The 20,972-nt window shown below is 73.8% G+C and carries 1 protein-coding gene and 1 pseudogene; both read left to right on the forward strand.

Going from position 1 to position 20,972, the window contains the following annotated elements:
- Nucleotides 1-77 precede the first annotated feature (77 nt).
- Nucleotides 78-5,009 (forward strand): annotated as a pseudogene (locus J8403_RS27710) (type I polyketide synthase); the annotation flags it as partial.
- Nucleotides 5,010-5,306: 297 nt separating this feature from the next.
- The gene (locus J8403_RS27715; RefSeq protein WP_425519904.1) at nt 5,307-20,948 is read left to right on the forward strand and encodes a type I polyketide synthase; all 15,642 of its coding nucleotides are present in this window, start codon (nt 5,307-5,309) and stop codon (nt 20,946-20,948) included.
- Nucleotides 20,949-20,972: the final 24 nt, after the last annotated feature.

Below are 20,972 nucleotides of genomic sequence, written 5' to 3' on the forward strand. Positions count from 1 at the left end.
CGAACCAGAGCATTGCGAATAGGTGAACGTCCATGGCGACTGCGAACGAAGCCAAGCTCCGCGAATATCTGAAGAAGGTCACCACCGACCTGACCGCCGCCCACCGGCGGCTGCAGGAGGTCGACGACCAGGCCCACGAGCCGATCGCCATCGTGGGCATGAGCTGTCGCTTCCCCGGCGGGGTCAGCACCCCCGAGGAGCTGTGGGAGCTGATGGCCTCCGGTGGCGAGGCGCAGACGGAGTTCCCGGCCGACCGCGGCTGGGACCTGCAGAACCTGTTCGACCCGGACCCGGACACCCCGGACACCACCTACACCCGCGAGGGCGGGTTCCTGGGCGACGCCACCCGGTTCGACGCGGCGTTCTTCGGGATCTCGCCGCGTGAGGCCATGGCGATGGACCCGCAGCAGCGGCTGCTGCTGGAGACGTCCTGGGAGGCGTTCGAGCGGGCCGGGATCGACCCGGCGTCCCTGCGCGGCAGCCGTACCGGTGTCTTCGCGGGCATGAACGCCTCCGACTATCTGTCGGTGGCGCTCGACGCCGAGGACGACTTCGGCGGCCACCTCGGCACCGGCAACGCCGGCAGTGTCGTCTCCGGCCGGCTCTCCTACGTCTTCGGTCTCGAGGGCCCGGCCGTCACGGTGGACACGGCCTGCTCGGCGTCGCTGGTGGCGCTGCACCTGGCCGTCCAGTCGCTGCGGCTGGGCGAATGCTCGCTGGCCCTGGCGGGCGGCGTCCATGTGATGTCCACCCCCGGTCTGTTCATCGAGTTCAGCCGCCAGCGCGGGCTGTCGCGGGACGGCCGGTGCAAGGCGTTCGCGGCGGACGCCGACGGCTTCGGCCCGGCCGAGGGCGTGGGCGTCCTGCTGCTGGAGCGGCTCTCGGAGGCCCGTCGCCGGGGCCACAAGGTGCTGGCCGTGGTGCGCGGCTCCGCCGTCAACCAGGACGGCGCGTCCAACGGCCTGACCGCGCCCAACGGCCCGTCCCAGCGGCGCGTCATCCAGCAGGCGCTGGCCAACGCCCGGCTGTCCGGCGGCGATGTGGACGTCGTCGAGGCCCACGGCACGGGCACCTCGCTGGGCGACCCGATCGAGGCCCAGGCGCTGCTGGCCACCTACGGCCAGGACCGGCCCGAGGAACTGCCCCTGCTGCTCGGATCGGTGAAGTCCAACATCGGCCACACCCAGGGCGCCGCGGGCATCGCCGGGGTGATGAAGATGGTGCTGGCGATGGAGCACGGGGTGGTGCCCGAGTCGCTGCACATCGCCGAGCCGTCCCCGCACATCGACTGGGCGGCGGGCAAGGTCGCGCTGGTCAGGTCGGCCACGCCGTGGCCCGAGACCGGCCGCCCGCGCCGCGCCGGCATCTCCTCCTTCGGCTTCAGCGGCACCAACGCGCACACCATCGTCGAGCAGGCCCCCGCCGAGGAGCCGGGCCCGGTCGAGCTGGTGTCCAAGCAGCCGGGTGTGCTGCCGTGGGTGCTCTCCGGCAAGAGCGAGGCGGCGCTGCGCGCCCAGGCGCGGCGGCTGCTGGACCGGCTCCACGACGAACCGGCGCTGCGCCCGGTGGACATCGGCCTGTCGCTGGCCACCACCCGCTCCGCGCTGGACCACCGCGGTGTGGTCCAGGGCCGGGACCGCGAGGAGCTGATGGCCGGGCTGAACGCGCTCGCCGACGGCGGCATGGCGGCCGGTGTGGAGCGGGGCACGGTGGTCGCCGGGCAGACGGCGTTCATCTTCCCCGGACAGGGGTCCCAGTGGGTGCGGATGGGCGTGGGGCTGATGGACGCCTCGCCCGTCTTCGCGGCCCACATCGAGGAATGCGCCGCGGCGCTGGCGGAGTTCACCGACTGGTCGCTGGTGGATGTGCTGCGCGGCGCCGAGGGCGCGCCGTCGCTGGACCGGGTGGACGTGGTCCAGCCGGTGCTGTTCGCGGTGATGGTCTCCCTCGCCGAGCTATGGCGTTCCCTGGGTGTCGTCCCGTCCGCGGTGATCGGCCACTCGCAGGGCGAGATCGCCGCCGCGTACGTGGCCGGGGTCCTGTCGCTGAAGGACGCGGCGCGCGTGGTGGCGCTGCGCAGCCAGGCCATTGGCCGGGTGCTGGCGGGCAAGGGCGGCATGGTGTCGGTGGCGCTGCCGGTGGCGGACGTACGCGAGCGCATCGAGCCCTGGGGAGAGGAGCGCATCTCCATCGCGGCGGTCAACGGGCCGTCCTCGGTGGTCGTCTCCGGTGAGCCGACCGCGCTGGACGAGCTGCTGGCGTCCTGCGAGGCCGATGAGGTGCGGGCGCGCCGGGTGCCGGTGGACTACGCCTCGCACTCCGCGCAGGTCGAACTGCTCCGCGAGGAGCTGCTGGAGCTGCTGGCGCCCGTACAGCCGAAGAGTGCCCAGGTGCCGTTCCAGTCCACGGTGACGGGGGAGTGGGCCGAGGGCGCCGAGCTGGACGCCGAGTACTGGTTCACCAACCTGCGCCGCACCGTTGAGCTGGAGGGCGCGGTGCGGCGGCTGCTGGACGAGGGCTTCGGGGTGTTCATCGAGTCCAGCGCCCACCCCGTGCTGACGATGGGTGTGCAGGAGACCGCCGAGGACGCCGGTGTGGACGCGGCCGCGATCGGATCGCTGCGCCGTGACGAGGGCGGCCAGGACCGCTTCTGGGCCTCGGTCGGCGAGGCGTGGTCGCGGGGGGTGAGCGTCGACTGGGAGGCCGTGTTCGACGGCACCGGCGCCCGCCGCATCGAGCTGCCCACCTACGCCTTCCAGCAGCAGCGCTACTGGCCCGAGGCCGCGCCCGCGCGCGCCGCCGGGAAGACCGGGCACGACCCCGTGGAGGCCAAGTTCTGGGCCGCCGTGGAGGCCGAGGACTGGCAGACCCTCGCCGCCGAGCTGACCGTCGACGCCGACCAGCCGATGAGCGCCGTCCTGCCCGCCCTGGCCACCTGGCGCAAGCAGGCCCGTGAACAGTCCACGGTGGACGGCTGGCGCTACCGCGTCACCTGGAAGCCCCTCGCGGAGGAGCGGTCCGCGCGGCTGTCCGGCGGCTGGCTCGTCGTCGCCCCGGCCACCGAGGACACCTGGGCCGACGCGGTGGCCGGTGTGCTCGCCGAACGCGGCGCCGACGTACGGCGGATCGCCGTGGACACCGGCACCGACGGCCGCGAGAAGCTGGCCGAGCGGCTGCGCACCGCGCTCGCCGAAGCCGACGGCGGCTCCTTCGCCGGAGTCGTCTCGCTGCTGGCCCCGGCCGAGGGCGCACACCCCGGGCACGCCTCGCTGCCCGCCGGAACCGCCGCCCAGCTCGCGCTGATCCAGGCGCTGGGCGACGCCGGAATCGGCGCCCCGCTGTGGTGCCTGACCCGCGGCGCCGTCTCCGTCGGCGCTTCGGACCGGCCGGACGCCCCCGAGCAGGCGCTCGTCTGGGGTCTCGGCCGGGTGGCCGCGCTGGAGCACCTGGAGCGCTGGGGCGGTCTGATCGACCTGCCCGCCACCCCCGACGAGCGCGCCCTGGCCCGGCTGGTGGGCCTCCTCGCCTCCGACGGCGACGACGACCAGGCCGCGATCCGCGCCACCGGCGTCTTCGGGCCCCGCCTGGTGCGCGCCCCGCTGGCCGAGACCTCCGCCGTACGGTCCTGGAAGCCGACCGGCACCACGCTGGTCACCGGCGGTACGGGACGGCTCGGCGGGCAGGTCGCCCGGTGGCTGGCCCGTAACGGCGCCGACCACCTGGTGCTGGCGAGCCTCCGGGGCCCGGACGCCCCCGGGGCCGTCGAGCTGGAGGCCGAGCTCACCGAACTCGGCGCCAAGGTCACCCTCGCCGCCTGCGATGTGACCGACCGCGCCGCGCTCGCCGAAACCCTCGCGGCCATCCCGGCCGACCAGCCGCTGACCGCCGTCGTGCACACCGCCGCGGTCATCGAGGACGGGGTGATCGAGGGGCTGACCCCGGATCAGGTCGAGCGGGTGCTGCGGCTCAAGGTGGACGCCACGTTCCATCTGCACGAGCTCACCCGGGACCTGGACCTGACCGCGTTCGTGCTGTGCTCGCACTTCTCCGCCACCTTCGGCGCGCCCGGCCAGGGCAACCAGGCGCCCGGCAACGCCTTCCTGCACTCCTTCGCCGAACAGCGCCGCGCGGACGGGCTGCCCGCCACCACGCTGACCTTCGGCCCGTGGGGCGACGGCGGCACGGTGGACGGCGCGGTCGGCGACCGGATGCGCCGCCACGGCATCAACGAGATGGCGCCGGAACCGGCCACCACCACCCTCCAGCACGCGCTGGACCGGGACGAGACCGCGCTGACCGTCATCGACATGGACTGGCGGCGCTTCACCCTCGCCTTCACCGCCGACCGGTCGCGTCCGCTGCTGCACGACCTGCCCGAGGCCCGCGAGGTCGTGGAGGAGATGGCCACCGCCGAGGCCGACGGCGGCGGCGCGGCCGCCGGGGCGGCCCTGGCCGGACAGCTCGCGGCGCTGCCGGAGACCGAGCGGGAGCGGGTGCTGCTGGATCTGGTGCGCAGCGCGGTGGCCGCCGTGCTGGGCCACTCCGGCGCCCAGGCGATCGAGGCGGGCCGGGCCTTCAAGGAGCTGGGCTTCGACTCGCTGACCGCCGTCGAGCTCCGCAACCGGCTCGGCGCCGCGAGCGGGCTGAAGCTGCCCCCGAGCCTGATCTTCGACCACCCGACTCCGGCCGCCGTGGCCGCCTATCTGCGGGCCGGGATCGCGCCCGACGAGGCGGCCGACGGCACCGCGGTGCTCGAAGAGCTCGACAAGCTGGAGACCGCGCTCACCGGCACCGCGCCCGACAACATCACCCGGGCCCGGATCACCATGCGCCTGCAGTCGCTGATGGCGAAGTGGAACGAGTCGGACGGCACGGCGGTCACCGCCGAACCCGCCACCACGGCGGCGCCGGAGCGCCCGGCGAAGGACACGGTCGACGCCGAGCAGCTCCAGTCGGCCAGCGACGAAGAGCTCTTCGCATTCATCAACAAGGGTCTCGGAAGGGCGTAACAGGAATTCTGCTATTGACGTCGTATCCGATGTCGGCCAGGATTTTCCATACCCTTCAATAGAGTTGCTGAATACCGGTTGCCCCCTATCGCTCCCTGGGTCTCCAGGGGGTCATAGGGGGCATCTAGGGGTTGTTGTGAGGGTTAGTTCGCGCATAGCCTCTCAGCGAGAAGTCGACTGATTTGGTTGTTGGTTACCGGCTCCCCTGTCGAGGATCTGTGGAGCATTTCCGATGCCGTCTGCCGTAATTGGATTGCGTAAATGGCGAATGAAGAGACGCTGCGGGACTACCTCAAGCTGGTAACGGCGGATCTGCACCAGACTCGCCTCCGCCTGCAAGAGGCCGAGGCGAAGAACCACGACCCCATCGCGATCGTGGGGATCGGCTGCCGTTACCCCGGGGGCGTCTCGTCGCCCGAGGACCTGTGGCGCATCGTCAGCGAGGGCGTCGACGCGGTCAGCGAGTTCCCGCTGGACCGCGGGTGGAATGTCGACACGATGTACCACCCGGACCCGGACCACCCCGGCACCAGCTATGTGCACGAGGGCGGATTCGTCGACGGCATAGCCGATTTCGACCCGTCGCTGTTCGGCATCAGCCCGCGAGAAGCGCTCGGCATGGACCCGCAGCAGCGGATGCTGCTGGAGACGTCCTGGGAGGCGTTCGAGCGGGCCGGAATCGACCCGGTCGCGGTGCGCGGCCGGCAGATCGGCGTCTTCGTCGGCACCAGCAATCACGATTACCTGGGCGCGATCCTCAGTTCCAACGAGAACTTCGAGGGCTATTTCGGGACCGGTAACGCCGCGAGCGTCGCCTCCGGCCGCCTTTCCTACACCTTCGGTTTCGAGGGCCCGGCCGTCACCGTCGACACCGCCTGCTCCTCCTCGCTGGTGGCCCTCCACCTCGCCGTCCAGGCGCTGCGCAACGGCGAATGCTCGCTCGCGCTCGCCGGCGGCGCCACCCTCATGTGCGCGCCCGGCGTCTTCGTCGACTACAGCAAGATGCGCGGACTGGCCCTCGACGGCCGCTCCAAGCCCTTCGCCCCGGAAGCCGACGGCTTCTGCCTGGGCGAGGGCGTCGGCATGCTGCTCGTCGAGCGGCTGTCGGACGCCCAGCGCAAGGGCCACCCGGTCCTCGCCGTGGTCCGCGGCTCCGCCGTCAACCAGGACGGCGCGTCCAACGGCCTCACCTCGCCCAACGGCCCCTCGCAGCAGCGCGTCATCCTCCAGGCGCTGGCCAACGCCCGCCTCAGCCCCGACCAGGTCGACGCCGTCGAGGCCCACGGCACCGGCACCGCCCTCGGCGACCCCATCGAGGCCCAGGCGCTGCTCGCCACCTACGGCCAGGACCGGCCCGAGGGCAAACCGCTGCTCATCGGCTCCATCAAGTCCAACATCGGCCACGCCCAGGCGGGCGCCGGTGTCGGCGGCGTCATCAAGATGGTCATGGCGATGCGGCACGGGGTGCTGCCCAAGACCCTCCACCTCACCGAGCCCACCCCGCACGTCGACTGGACGGCCGGGGACGTCGAACTGCTCACCGCCACCACCGAGTGGCCCCGGGACCCCGAGGGCGCGACCCCGCGCCGCGCGGGCGTCTCGTCGTTCGGCATGAGCGGCACCAATGTGCACACCATCCTCGAGGAGCCCCCTGCCCTCGCCGCCCCCGCCGAGAGCGGCGAGGCCGAGCCGGAGCGGGCCGAGGTGCCCCTCGTCCCGGTCGTGCTCTCCGGCAAGGACGAGCAGGCGCTGCGCGCCCAGGCCCTCCGGCTGCGGACCCATCTGACCGCCAACCCCGGCCACCGCCTCGCCGACCTCGGCTACTCCCAGGCCGTCACCCGCGCCGCCCTCGACCGCCGCGCCGTGGTCCTCGCGGCCGATCACGACGAACTCCTCGCGGGCCTCGACGCGCTCGCCGAAGGCCGCCACCACCCCGAGCTGGCCGAGGGGCTGGCGGCCGAGGGCAAGGTCGCGTTCCTCTTCACCGGCCAGGGCAGCCAGCGGCTCGGCATGGGCCGTGAGCTGTACGAGACCTACCCGGTGTTCGCGGAGGCGCTGGACGCGGTCTGCGTCCAGCTCGACCGCTTCCTCGACCGGCCGCTGAAGGACGTGCTGTTCGGCGACGACGCCGCCACGCTCGACCGGACCGGCTTCACCCAGCCCGCGCTGTTCGCGGTCGAGGTGGCCCTCTTCCGCCTCGTCGAATCCTGGGGACTGCGCCCCGACTTCCTGGCCGGTCACTCCATCGGCGAGCTCACCGCCGCCCATGTCGCCGGGGTGCTCTCGCTCACCCACGCCTGTGCCCTGGTGGCCGCGCGCAGCCAGCTGATGCAGCAACTCCCCGCCGGTGGCGCGATGATCGCGGTGCAGGCGTCGGAGGACGAGGTGACGCCGCTGCTCACCGAGCGGGTCTCCATCGCCGCCCTCAACGGGCCCACCTCGGTCGTCATCGCGGGTGACGAGGACGCGGCGCTCGCGATCGCCGCGTCGTTCGAGGAGCGGGGTCGGAAGACCAAGCGGCTCACCGTCAGCCACGCCTTCCACTCCCCGCACATGGACGGGATGCTGGAGAACTTCCGTCAGGTCGCCGAGCGGCTGACCTACGAGGCTCCGAGAATCCCGATCGTCTCCAACCTCACCGGTGCCATCGTCTCCGCCGACGAGATCACCACGCCCGACTTCTGGGTGCGCCACGTCCGCGAGGCCGTCCGCTTCCTCGACGGCGTCCGCCGCCTCGAGGACCACGGCGTGACCACCTTCGTCGAACTGGGCCCCGACGGGGTGCTCTCCGCGATGGCCCAGGAGTGCGTGACCGGCGGCCGGAACCGCACGTTCGCGTTCCTGCCCGCCCTGCGCTCCGGCCGCCCCGAGGCCCGCACCCTCGGCCACGCGCTCGCCCAGGCCCAGGTCCGCGGCGTGCCCGTGGACTGGGCCACGTACTACGCGGGCACCGGCGCCCGCCGCGTCGAACTGCCCACCTACGCCTTCCAGCGGCAGCGCTACTGGCCCGCCAACCCCTTCTCGTACGGCCCCGACCCCGCCGAAGCCGAAGCCGCCGCCCCGGCCGTGGCCGACGCCCGGTTCTGGGAGGTCGTGCACAGCGAGGACCTGGCCGCCCTGGTCGACACCCTCGGTCTCGACGGCGACCAGCCCCTCAGCGAGGTGCTGCCCGTCCTGTCCGCGTGGCGCAGGCGCAGCCACGTCGACACCACCGTCGACGGCTGGCGCTACCGCATCACCTGGACACCGCTGCCGCAGACCCAGGCCAAGCCGCTCACCGGCGCCTGGCTCGTGGTCACCCCCGAGGGCCGCACGGAGGACCCCTGGGTGGCCGCGTCGCTGCGGCTGCTGGCCGAACGCGGCGTCACGGTCCACGAGATCGCGGTCGACGGCACCACCGCCGACCGCACCGCCCTCGCCGAGCGCATCCGCACGGCCCTGACCCCGGACCCGGCGCGGGAGACCGGCGGGGCCCCGCACGCCGACGGTGTGCTCTCCCTGCTCGGCCTGGACGAGCGCCCGCACGACCGGCACCCCTCCCTCACCGCCGGGCTCGCGGGGACCCTCACCCTCGTCCAGGCCCTCGGTGACGCCGAGGTCGACGCCCCGCTGTGGGCCGCCACCCGCGGCGCCGTCTCCGTCGGCCGCTCCGACCACCTCAGCAGCCCCGACCAGGCCCAGATCTGGGGCCTGGGCCGCACCGCGGCACTCGAACACCCCGAGCGCTGGGGCGGTCTGATCGACCTGCCCGGGACCGCCGACGACCGCGCCCTCGGGCGGCTCGCCGACATCCTCGCCGGCCCCGAGGGCATCAGCGGCGAGGACCACCTCGCGATCCGCCCGCAGGGCATCCACGTCCGCCGGCTGGCCCGCGCACCGCACCACGAGACCACCGGCGACGGCTGGAGCACCCACGGCACCGCGCTGATCACCGGCGGCACCGGCGCCCTCGGCGGCCACGTCGGCCGCTGGCTCGTCGCCCACGGCGCCCAGCACATCCTGCTCACCAGCCGCCGCGGCCCCGACGCCCCCGGCGCCGCCGAACTGCGCGACGAACTCACCGCCCTCGGCGCCCAGGTGACCATCGCCGCCTGCGACGTCGCCGACCGCGACGCCCTCGCCGGGCTGCTGGCGACCATCCCCGCGGACCTTCCGCTGACCACGGTCGTGCACGCCGCCGGAGTGCTGGACGACGGGGTCCTCGACGCCCAGACCCCGCGGCGGATGGCCGATGTGCTGCGCGCCAAGGCCGACGCCGCCCGCCATCTGCACGAGCTCACCCGCGGCCTCGATCTGTCCGCCTTCGTGCTCTTCTCCTCCATGGGCGCCACCTTCGGCGCCGCGGGCCAGGCCAACTACGTGGCCGCCAACGCCTACCTCGATGCGCTCGCCGAACAGCGCCGCGCCGAGGGCCTGCCCGCCACCTCCATGGCCTGGGGCGCCTGGGCCGACGGCGGCATGGCCACCGACGAGCTGGTGGCCGAGCGGCTCCGGCAGTCCGGGCTGCCCGCCCTCGCCCCCGAACCGGCCACCGCCGCCCTGGGCGCCGCGCTCGACCTCGGCGAGACGTTCTCCCTCGTCGTCGACATCGAATGGGACCGCTTCGCGCCCGGACTCTCCGGCCACCGCCCGAACCCGCTGCTCGCCGAGCTCTCCGAGGCGCGCCGCGCGATCGAGGCGGCGCGCACCGCCACCGGCGGCCCCGCCATCCCCGGCCAGCCCACCTCGCTGGCCCAGCGGCTGACCGACGCCGGGACCGACGAGGAACGCGACCAGATCGCCCTGGACTTCGTCCGCACCCAGGTGGCCGTCGTCCTCGGCCACCCCGGACCGGACTCGGTGGAGCCCAGCCGCGCCTTCCGCGACCTCGGCTTCGACTCGCTGACCGCCGTCGAGATCCGCAACCTGCTCTCCACCCTCACCGGGCTGAAGCTGCCCGCCACCATCATCTTCGACTACCCCACCCCGATCGCCCTCGCCGACCATCTGCAGGCCGAACTCATCGGCTCGCGCCCGGCGGTGACCGGCGCGTCGTCGATGGGCGTGGCCCTGGACGACGACCCCATCGCGATCGTCGGCATGAGCTGCCGCTTCCCCGGTGGTGTGCGCTCGCCCGAGGAGCTGTGGCGGCTGCTGGCGTCCGGGCAGGACGCGGTGGTCGACTTCCCCGCCGACCGCGGCTGGGACCTGGAGAGGCTGTACGACCCGGAGGGCACGGGCGAGCACACCAGCTACGTCCGCGAGGGCGGCTTCCTCGCCGACGCCGCCGAGTTCGACCCCGTCTTCTTCGGCATCTCGCCGCGTGAGGCGCTTGCCATGGACCCGCAGCAGCGGTTGCTGCTGGAGACCTCGTGGGAGGCGTTCGAGCGGGCCGGGATCGACCCGACCACGCTGCGCGGCCAGCAGGTCGGCGTCTTCGCCGGTACCAACGGCCAGGACTATCTGCCCGTCATCCTCTCCGCCCCCGATGGCTCCGAAGGCTTCATGGGGACGGGCAACGCGGCCAGTGTGATGTCGGGCCGGGTGTCCTACGCGCTGGGGCTCGAAGGCCCCGCGGTGACGGTGGACACGGCCTGTTCGTCGTCGTTGGTGGCGTTGCACTGGGCGATTCAGGCGTTGCGGGCGGGTGAGTGCTCGTTGGCGCTGGCCGGTGGTGTGACGGTGATGTCGACGCCGGGTTCGTTCGTGGACTTCAGTCGTCAGCGTGGGCTGGCGGAGGACGGCCGGATCAAGGCGTTCGCCGCTGGTGCGGATGGCACCGGCTGGGGCGAAGGTGTCGGCATGCTGCTCGTCGAGCGGCTGTCCGAGGCCCGGAAGAACGGCCACCCGGTGCTGGCGGTCGTCCGTGGCAGCGCGATCAACCAGGACGGTGCGTCCAACGGTCTGACGGCGCCGAACGGTCCCTCGCAGCAGCGGGTGATCCGGCAGGCGCTGGCGGGTGCGGGTCTGTCCGCGTCCGAGGTGGACGCGGTCGAGGCGCACGGCACCGGCACCAAGCTGGGCGACCCGATCGAGGCGCAGGCCCTGCTGGCCACCTACGGCCAGGAGCGCGACGCCGACCAGCCGCTGTGGCTCGGCTCCATCAAGTCCAACTTCGGCCACACCCAGGCCGCGGCCGGTGTCGCCGGTGTGATGAAGATGGTGCTGGCCATCCAGCACGGCATGCTGCCGCAGACCCTCAACGTCGATGAGCCCACCCCGCATGTGGACTGGTCGACCGGTGCGGTGTCGCTGCTGACCGAGGCGCGGGAGTGGCCCGAGACCGGCCGTCCGCGCCGGGCCGCCGTGTCCTCGTTCGGCATCAGCGGCACCAACGCGCACACCATCATCGAGCAGGCCCCCGCGTACGCGGACGAGACCGAGGCCCCGGCGCCCGCCGCCGCGCCCCGGTCCGGCGTCCCGGCCGCCTGGGTGCTCTCCGCCAAGTCCCCCGAGGGCCTGCGCGACCAGGCCGTACGGCTGCGCGCCCACCTGGACGAGCGCCCCGAACTGGACCTCACCGACGTGGCGTTCACCCTCGCCACGCGCCGTACCGCCTTCGAGGAGCGCGCGGCGCTCGTCGCCGAGGACCGGGACGGGCTGCTGTCCGGCCTGGCGGCGCTCGCCGAGGGACGTACGGCCGCCGGGCTCGTTCAGGACGCGGTGGTCGGCGGCAAGCTGGCCTTCCTCTTCACCGGACAGGGCAGCCAGCGGATCGGCATGGGCCGTGAGCTGTACGACACCTTCCCGACGTTCGCGGACGCGCTGGACGAGGTGTGCGCCCACCTGGACACGCAGCTGGAGCGGCCGCTGCGGGAGGTGCTGTTCGGCGAGGACGCCGAGGCACTGGACCGGACCGGTTTCACCCAGCCCGCGCTGTTCGCCATCGAGGTGGCGCTGTTCCGGCTGGTCGAGGCCTGGGGTCTGAAGGCGGACCTCCTCTCCGGGCACTCGATCGGTGAGCTGGCCGCCGCGCATGTGGCGGGTGTGTTCTCGCTCGCGGACGCGTGCACGCTGGTGGCCGCCCGTGGCCGCCTGATGCAGGAGCTTCCGGCCGGTGGCGCGATGATCGCGGTGCAGGCGTCGGAGGACGAGGTCACGCCGCTGCTCACCGAGCGCGTCTCGATCGCCGCGCTCAACGGGCCGACGTCGGTCGTCATCGCGGGTGACGAGGACGAGGCCGTCGCGATTGCCGATGGTTTCGAGGCGCGGGGCCGTAAGACCAAGCGGCTCACGGTCAGCCACGCGTTCCACTCGCCGCGCATGGACGGCATGTTGGACGCGTTCCGCGAGGTCGCGCAGGGGCTGACGTACGAGGCCCCGCGCATCCCGATCGTCTCCAACCTCACCGGGAACGTCGTCTCCACCGAGGAGATCACCAGCCCCGACTTCTGGGTGCGCCACGTCCGCGAAGCCGTCCGCTTCCTCGACGGCGTCCGCACGTTGGAGGCCCAGGGCGTCACCACCTACCTCGAACTCGGCCCCGACGGTGTCCTCACCGCCATGGCCCAGGAGTGCGTCACCGACGAGAACGCCGCCTTCGCCGCCGTGCTGCGCAAGGACCGTTCCGAGGCCGAGGCGCTGCTGTCGGCCGTCGCGCGGGCGCATGTGCGTGGGGTGGCGGTGGACTGGGCGGCGTATTACGCCCGAACCGGCGCCGCACAGGTCGAGCTGCCCACCTATGCCTTCCAGCGGCAGCGCTACTGGCCGAAGGTCTCCTCGCTGTTCCTGGGTGACGTGGCCGCGGTCGGGCTGGGCGAGGCCGGGCATCCGCTGCTCGGCGCCAGCGCCGAACTGCCGGACGCCGACGGGATGCTGTTCACCGGGCGGCTGGCGCTCTCGACCCATCCGTGGCTCGCGGGCCACACCATCCTGGACACCGTGCTGCTGCCCGGCACCGCTTTCGTGGAACTGGCGATCCGCGCCGGTGACCAGGTCGGCTGCGACTACCTCGAAGAGCTGACCCTCGAAGCGCCGCTGGTGCTGCCCGCGCAGGGCGGTGTCCAGCTGCGGCTGTCGGTCGGCGCGGCCGACGAGACGGGCCGCCGTCCGCTGTCGCTGCACTCCCGGCTGGAGAGCCTGCCCGCCGAGGAGCCGTGGACCCGGCACGCCGCCGGTGTGCTGGCGTCCGGCGGCCGTCCGGAGGCGTCGTTCGAGCTGAGCGCATGGCCCCCGGCGGACGCGGCCGAGGTGGAGCTGGACGGCCGCTACGAGGGCCTGCTGGACATCGGTTTCGCGTACGGCCCCGCGTTCCAGGGGCTGCGCAGGGCGTGGCAGCGCGGTGGCGAGGTGTTCGCCGAGGTGGCGCTGGACGAGGACACGGCCGAGGAGGCCGCCGCGTTCGGGCTGCACCCGGCGCTGCTGGACTCCGCCCTGCACGCCATCGGCCTGGCCGGTCTTGGCAACACGGGCGGGGAAGGGCGGCTGCCGTTCGCCTGGACTGGCGTGTCGCTCTACGCGAGCGGCGCCTCGGCGCTGCGCGTGCGGCTGGCCCCCGCGGGCGCCGAGGGCGTCCGGCTGGAGATCGCCGACACCACCGGTGCGCCGGTCGCGGCCGTCGAGACGCTCGGGCTGCGCCCGGTCTCGGCCGAGCAGCTGCGGAGCGCGCGCACGTCCTACCACGAGTCGCTGTTCCACCTGGAGTGGACGTCGCCGACCGGGCTCGCCGACGCGGCCGGGGCCGAGGTGCCGGCCGACGGCCGGTGGGCGGTGCTGGGCGCCGATCCGCTCGGGCTCGGGGCCACGGCGTACGGGGATCTCACGACGCTGGCCGACGCGGTCGCCGCGGGCGCGGCGCCCGCGCCCGAGTACGTCGTCGTGTCGCCGTCCGCCGAGACCGGTGAGCGGGTGGCCCGTGCGGCGCACCGCGCCGCCGCCGTGGCGCTCGATGTCGTCCAGCGGTGGCTGGAGGAGGAGCGGTTCGGGGACGCCCCGCTGGTCGTGGTGACCCGTGGCGCGGTGGCCGTCGAGGCCGACGAGCCGGTGGCGGATCTGGCCGGTGCGGCCGTGTGGGGTCTGCTGCGCTCGGCGCAGTCGGAGAACCCGGGCCGGTTCGTGCTGGTGGACACCGACGGCCGCGACGAGTCGCTGCGGGCCCTGCCCGCCGCCCTGGCCTCGGACGAGCCGCAGCTGGCGATCCGCGCGGGCGCGGTGTCCGTGCCGCGGCTGGCGCGGGTGGCCGTGGAGCCGGAAGCCGAGGACGCCCGGGGTCTCGACCCCGAGGGCACGGTGCTGGTCACCGGCGCCTCCGGTTCGCTGGGCGGTCTGGTGGCCCGGCATCTGGTGGCGGAGCGTGGCGTACGGCAGCTGCTGCTGGTGAGCCGTCGTGGCGACCAGGCGCCAGGTGCGGCCGAACTCGCCGAACAGCTAGTCGAGTTGGGCGCGAGCGTGCGCTGGGCCGCCTGCGATGTGGCGGACCGGGACGCGCTCGCCGCGGCCCTCGCCGACGTCCCCGCAGAGCATCCGCTGACCGCCGTGGTGCACACCGCCGGTGTGCTGGACGACGGTGTCATCGGCTCCCTCACCCCCGAGCGCGTCGACCACGTCATGCGCCCGAAGGTGGACGCGGCCTGGAACCTCCACGAGCTGACCCGCGACCTGGACCTGACGGCCTTCGTGCTCTTCTCGTCTTCCTCCGGTGTTTTCGGCGGCCCGGGCCAGGGCAACTACGCCGCTTCCAACGTCTTCCTGGACGCCCTCGCCCAGCACCGCGCAGCCCAGGGCCTGCCGGCCACCGCGCTGGCGTGGGGTCTGTGGTCCGGGGCCGGTATGGGCAGCACCCTGGACGAGGCCGACATCGCCCGGATGCGGCGGGCCGGACTGCCGCCGCTGCCGGTGGCGGAGGGCCTCGCGCTGCTCGACACCGCGCTGACCGTCCGCGAGGCGTCGCTGGTGCCGATGCGGGTGGACATCGCGGCCCTGAGCACCCTGGCCACGAGTGGCGCCGTCTCGCCCCTGTTCCGCGGTCTGGTGCGGATCCCGGCGCGGCGCGCGGTGGACGCGGTCGCGGCGGCCGGTGAGACCGGTCTTGCCGGGCGGCTCGCCGGGCTGTCCGAACCCGAGCAGGAACGGCTGCTGCTGGACCTGGTCCGTGGCCAGGTGGCCACCGTGCTCGGCTACGCCGGTGCGGAGACCATCGGATCGGGCCGGGCGTTCAAGGAGCTGGGCTTCGACTCGCTGACCGCCGTCGAGCTGCGCAACCAGCTCAACACGGTCACCGGGCTGCGGCTGCCCGCCACGCTCATCTTCGACTACCCGGACCCGCAGGTCCTGGCCCGCCATCTGCGCACCGAGCTCGTCGGCACGCGGACCCCGGCGGTGCACACCCCGGTGCCGGTCGTGGCCGCCACCGACGACGAGCCGATCGCCATCGTGGCGATGAGCTGCCGCTACCCCGGCGGGGCCACCACCCCCGAGGAGCTGTGGCAGCTGCTCGCGGCGGGCGAGGACGGCATCTCCCGCTTCCCCGACAACCGCGGCTGGGACCTCGAGGCGCTCTACGACCCGGACCCGGAGACCCAGGGCACCTCCTACGCCCGCGAGGGCGGATTCCTGCACGACGCCGCCGAGTTCGACCCGGCGTTCTTCGGGATCTCGCCGCGCGAGGCCCTGGCGATGGACCCGCAGCAGCGGCTGCTGCTGGAGACGTCCTGGGAGGCGTTCGAGCGCGCCGGTATCGACCCGCTGTCCGTGCGCGGCAGCAGGACCGGTGTGTTCGCGGGCGTCATGTACCACGACTACGGGTCCCGGCTGCACGCCGTCCCGAACGAGGTCGAGGGCTATCTCGGCACCGGCAGCTCCAGCAGTGTGGTGTCCGGCCGGGTGGCGTACACCTTCGGTCTGGAGGGCCCGGCCGTCACGGTCGACACGGCCTGCTCGTCGTCGCTGGTCGCGCTGCACCTCGCGGCGCAGGCGCTGCGGCAGGGCGAATGCTCCCTGGCGCTGGCCGGCGGTGTCACGGTGATGTTCACCCCGGGTACGTTCATCGACTTCAGCCGCCAGCGCGGACTGGCCAGGGACGGCCGCTGCAAGTCCTTCGCGGCGGCCGCCGACGGCACCGGCTGGGGCGAGGGCGCGGGCATGCTGCTGCTGGAGCGGCTCTCGGACGCCCGCCGCAACGGCCATGAGGTGCTGGCGATCGTGCGCGGCTCGGCCGTCAACCAGGACGGCGCGTCCAACGGTCTGACCGCGCCCAACGGCCCGTCCCAGCAGCGCGTCATCCGCCAGGCCCTGGCCAACGCCCGTCTGACCACCGGTGAGGTGGACGTGGTCGAGGCGCACGGCACGGGCACGACGCTGGGCGACCCGATCGAGGCGCAGGCGCTGCTGGCGACGTACGGCCAGGAGCGGGACGCGGACCGGCCGCTGTGGCTGGGCTCCGTCAAGTCCAACCTGGGCCACACCCAGGCGGCCTCCGGTGTCGCCGGCATCATCAAGATGGTGCTTTCGATGCGGCACGGTGTGCTGCCGCGGACCCTGCACGTGGACGAGCCGTCGCCGCACGTGGACTGGTCGGCGGGCGCGGTGTCGCTGCTCACCGAGCAAATGGCATGGCCGGAGACCGGCCGTCCGCGCCGCGCCGCGGTGTCCTCGTTCGGCATCAGCGGCACCAACGCCCACGCCATTATCGAGCAGCCGCCCGCCGTCGAGGCGAGCGAGCCCGCGGCGGAGCCCGAAGCCCTGCCCTATGTGCCCGTGCTGCTGTCGGCCCGCACCGAGGACGGTGTGCGGGCGCAGGCGCGGCGGCTGCGGTCGCGGATCGCCGCCGAACCCCGGGCCGCCCTCACCGACCTGGGCTTCTCGCTCGCGACCACCCGCGCCGCGCTCGAACACCGCGTCGCCCTGGTCGCCGAGGGCCACGACGACGCCCTGGGCGCGCTGGACGCGCTGGCCCGCGGTGACCACCCGGCGCAGGCGCTGCGCGGTGTGGCCACCGAGGGCAAGGTGGCGTTCCTGTTCACCGGCCAGGGCAGCCAGCGGCTCGGCATGGGCCGTGAGCTGTACCGGACGTTCCCGCGCTTCGCACAGGCGCTGGACGAGGTGTGCGCGCATCTGGACGGGCATCTCGAACGCCCGCTGAAGGACGTGCTGTTCGGGGACGACGCCGAGGCTCTCGACCGGACCGGCTTCACCCAGCCCGCGCTGTTCGCCATCGAGGTGGCGCTGTTCCGGCTGGTCGAGGCGTGGGGTCTGAAGGCCGACTACGTGTCCGGCCACTCCATCGGTGAGCTGGCCGCCGCGCATGTGGCCGGTGTGTTCTCGCTCGCCGACGCCTCCGTGCTGGTCGCGGCCCGCGGCCGGCTCATGCAGGAGCTGCCCGCCGGTGGCGCGATGATCGCTCTCCAGGCGTCCGAGGACGAGGTGACGCCGCTGCTCACCGACCGCGTGAGCATCGCCGCCCTCAACGGCCCGAACTCCGTGGTCATCGCGGGTGACGAGGACGTGGCGACGCGGATCGCGGCGGACTTCGAGGCGCGGGGTCGCAAGACCAAGCGGCTCACCGTCAGCCACGCCTTCCACTCGCCCCACATGGACCCGATGCTCGCGGACTTCCGCAAGCTGGCCGCGTGCCTGACCTACAACGCCCCGAAGATCCCGCTGGTGTCCTGCCTCACCGGCACCGTGGTCTCCGCCGACGAGATCCGCCTGCCGGAGTTCTGGGTGCGCCATGTCCGGGAGTCCGTGCGCTTCGCCGACGGCGTCCGCACCCTGCGCGAGCAGGGCGTGACCACCTTCGTGGAGCTCGGCCCGGACGGGGTGCTCTCCGCGATGGGCGAGGACTGCCTCGCCGAGACCGAGACCGGGGCCGGGACCGCGACTGGGGCCGGGGCCGAAGGGGAGGCCGGCACCGACGCGGTGTTCGTCCCCACCCTGCGCGGCGGCCGCCCCGAGGCCCAGGCCCTCGCCACCGCCCTCGCCCACGCCCATGTCCGCGGCGCGGCCCCGGACTGGGCCGCGGTCTACGCCGGGCGCGGCGCCCGCCGCGTGGAGCTGCCCACCTACGCCTTCCAGCGTCAGCGCTACTGGCTCGATGTGGGCATCTCCGTCGAGGACGTGATCTCCGCGGGCCTCGACACGGCCGACCACCCGCTGCTGGGCGCGGCGGTGGAACTCCCCGACACCGGTGGCTTCGTGTTCACCGGGCGGCTGTCGCTGCTGACCCACCCGTGGCTGGCCGACCACGCCGTCATGGACACCGTGCTGCTGCCCGGCACCGCCTTCGTGGAACTCGCGCTGCGGGCCGGCCATGAGGCGGGCTGCGACACGGTCGAGGAGCTGACCCTCCAGGCGCCGCTGGTCCTGCCCGAACAGGGCGCCGTCCAGCTGCGGCTGGAGCTCGCGGCGGCCGACGAGACCGGGCGCCGTTCGCTCACCCTGCACTCCCGCCGGGAGGACGTGCCCGCCGACGAGCCGTGGATCCGCCACGCCACCGGCTTCCTCGCCCCGGGCGAGCAGGCGGCCGACGCCGAGCGGGTGGACCTGGGCGTATGGCCCCCGGCCGACGCCACGGCCCTGGCCACCGAGGAGTTCTACGAGGGCGCGGCCGCCGCCGGACTCGGCTACGGCCCGGTCTTCCAGGGGCTGCACACCGCCTGGCGGCGCGGCGACGAACTGTTCGCCGAGATCCGGCTGCCCCAGGGCTCCGAGCCCGAGGCCGCCGCGTACGGGGTGCATCCGGCGCTGCTGGACGCCGCCCTGCACACCCTCGGCCTCGACCCGGAGGGCGAGGAGAACGAAGGGGCGCGACTCCCGTTCGCCTGGACCGGCGTACGGCTGTACGCCGGGGGCGCCGCATCGCTGCGGGTACGGCTGCGGCCGGGCGCCGACGGGGTGTCGCTGCACCTCGCCGACGGCACCGGCGCCGCCGTCGCCACCATCGACGGCCTGGTGCTGCGGCCGCTCTCGACCGAGCAGCTCGACGCCTCGCGCTCCGCACACCACGAGTCGCTGTTCCGTCCTGACTGGACAGCGCTGACCGCCCTCACCACGTCCGCCACCGACATCCCGCTCGGCGAGCGCTGGGTGACCCTCGGCGCCGCCACCGGCTTCCCGGCCACCGGCTCCACGGCCACCGGCTTCCCGGCCACCGGCTTCACCGTCGCGGGCGAGCGGCTGGACGACTACGCGGACCTCGCGGCGCTCGCCACCGCGCTCGACGGTGGCGCCTCCGCCCCCGACGTGGTCGTGGCACCCCTCGCCGTCACCGGCGGCGCGGCGGCCCTGCCCGACACCGCGCGGGCCGTCGCCCGGAACACCCTGGACCTGGTCCAGAACTGGCTGGGCGACCAGCGGTTCGCCGACACCCGCCTCGTCCTCGTCACCCGTGGCGCGGTCGCGGCGGCCCCCGGCGAGGACATCGCCGACCTGGCCCACACCACCGCCTGGGGCCTGGTGAAGTCCGCGCAGTCGGAGAACCCCGGCCGCTTCGTCCTGGTCGACCTCGACGGCACCGACGCCTCCCAGCGGGCCCTGCCGTCGGTCCTCGCCACCGACGAACCGCAGCTCGCCCTGCGCTCCGGCACCGGGCACGCCTACCGGCTCGCCCGCGTCCCGGTCCGGCCGGACACCCCCGAGCCGACCACACTGGGCGACCCGGAGGGCACCGTGCTGCTCAGCGGCGCCACCGGCGCGCTCGGCGGACTCTTCGCCCGCCACCTGGTGGCCGAGCGCGGAGTGCGGCGTCTGCTGCTGGTGAGCCGCCGTGGCGGCGAGGCACCGGGCGCGGCCGAACTCGCCGCCGAACTGGGCGAGATGGGCGCCGAGGCCACCTGGGCGGCCTGTGACACCGCCGACCGGGACGCCCTGGCCGCCACCCTCTCGGCGATCCCGGCGGAGCATCCGCTGACCGCCGTGGTGCACACCGCGGGCGTCCTGGACGACGGCGTGATCAGCTCACTGACCGGTGAACGGATCGACACCGTGCTGCGCCCCAAGGTGGACGCGGCGTGGAACCTCCACGAGCTGACCCGCGAGCTGGACCTGGCCGCCTTCGTGCTCTTCTCCTCGGCCGCCGGTGCCTTCGGCAGCTCGGGACAGGGCAACTACGCCGCGGCCAACACCTTCCTGGACGCGCTCGCCCAGCACCGCCACGCCCAGGGCCTGCCCGCGAGCTCGCTGGCCTGGGGCCTGTGGGCGGCGGCCGACGGCATGGCCGGAAGCCTCGACGCCTCCGACGTGACCCGCATCTCGCGCGGTGGCTTCGCGGCGCTCCCGCAGGACGAGGGCCTGGCCCTGTTCGACCTGTCGGGCACCCTGCCCGAGGCCGTGCTCGTCCCGATCCGCATCGACACCGGCGCGCTGCGCGGCCAGGCCGCCGCCGGGCTGCTGCCGCCGCTGCTGCGCGGCCTGGTCCGCACCCCCGTACGGCGCTCCGCCGACACCGGGGCCACCGGTGCCGGGACCCTGGCCGACTCGGGCGCGGGCTCGCTCGCCGAACGGCTCTCCGGGCTCTCGGAGACCGAACGCGACCGGGAGCTGCTGGAGGTCGTCCGGAGCCATGTGGCCGCCGTTCTCGGCTACGCCACCCCGGATGACGTGGACGCCGGCCGCGGCTTCCTCGACCTCGGCTTCGACTCGCTCACCGCCGTGGATCTGCGCAACCGACTGGGCGCCGCCGCCGGGCTGCGCCTGCCGGTCACGCTGATCTTCGACTACCCGACGCCCACCGCGCTCGCCGGATATCTGCGCGAGGAGTTGGGCTTGCATGGCGCGACCGGCGCCGCCGGTGCGGCCGGACACCCGCCCGTACACGCGGAGCTCGACAAGCTCGAGGCGATCCTCGCCACGATCGCCCCGGACGACATCGAGCGCCCCGGCATCACCACCCGCCTGCGCGACCTCCTGTCGAAGTGGAATGAAACGCAAAGTGCTACGGACAGCACCGCAGAAGACCGTGAAATCCAGTCCGCTACGGCAGACGAGATCTTCGATCTCCTCGACGACGAGCTCGGGCTCTCCTGACCTGCTCCACAAGAGCTCATCGAC

The organism is Streptomyces yatensis, from assembly GCF_018069625.1.
GTDB lineage: Bacteria > Actinomycetota > Actinomycetes > Streptomycetales > Streptomycetaceae > Streptomyces > Streptomyces yatensis.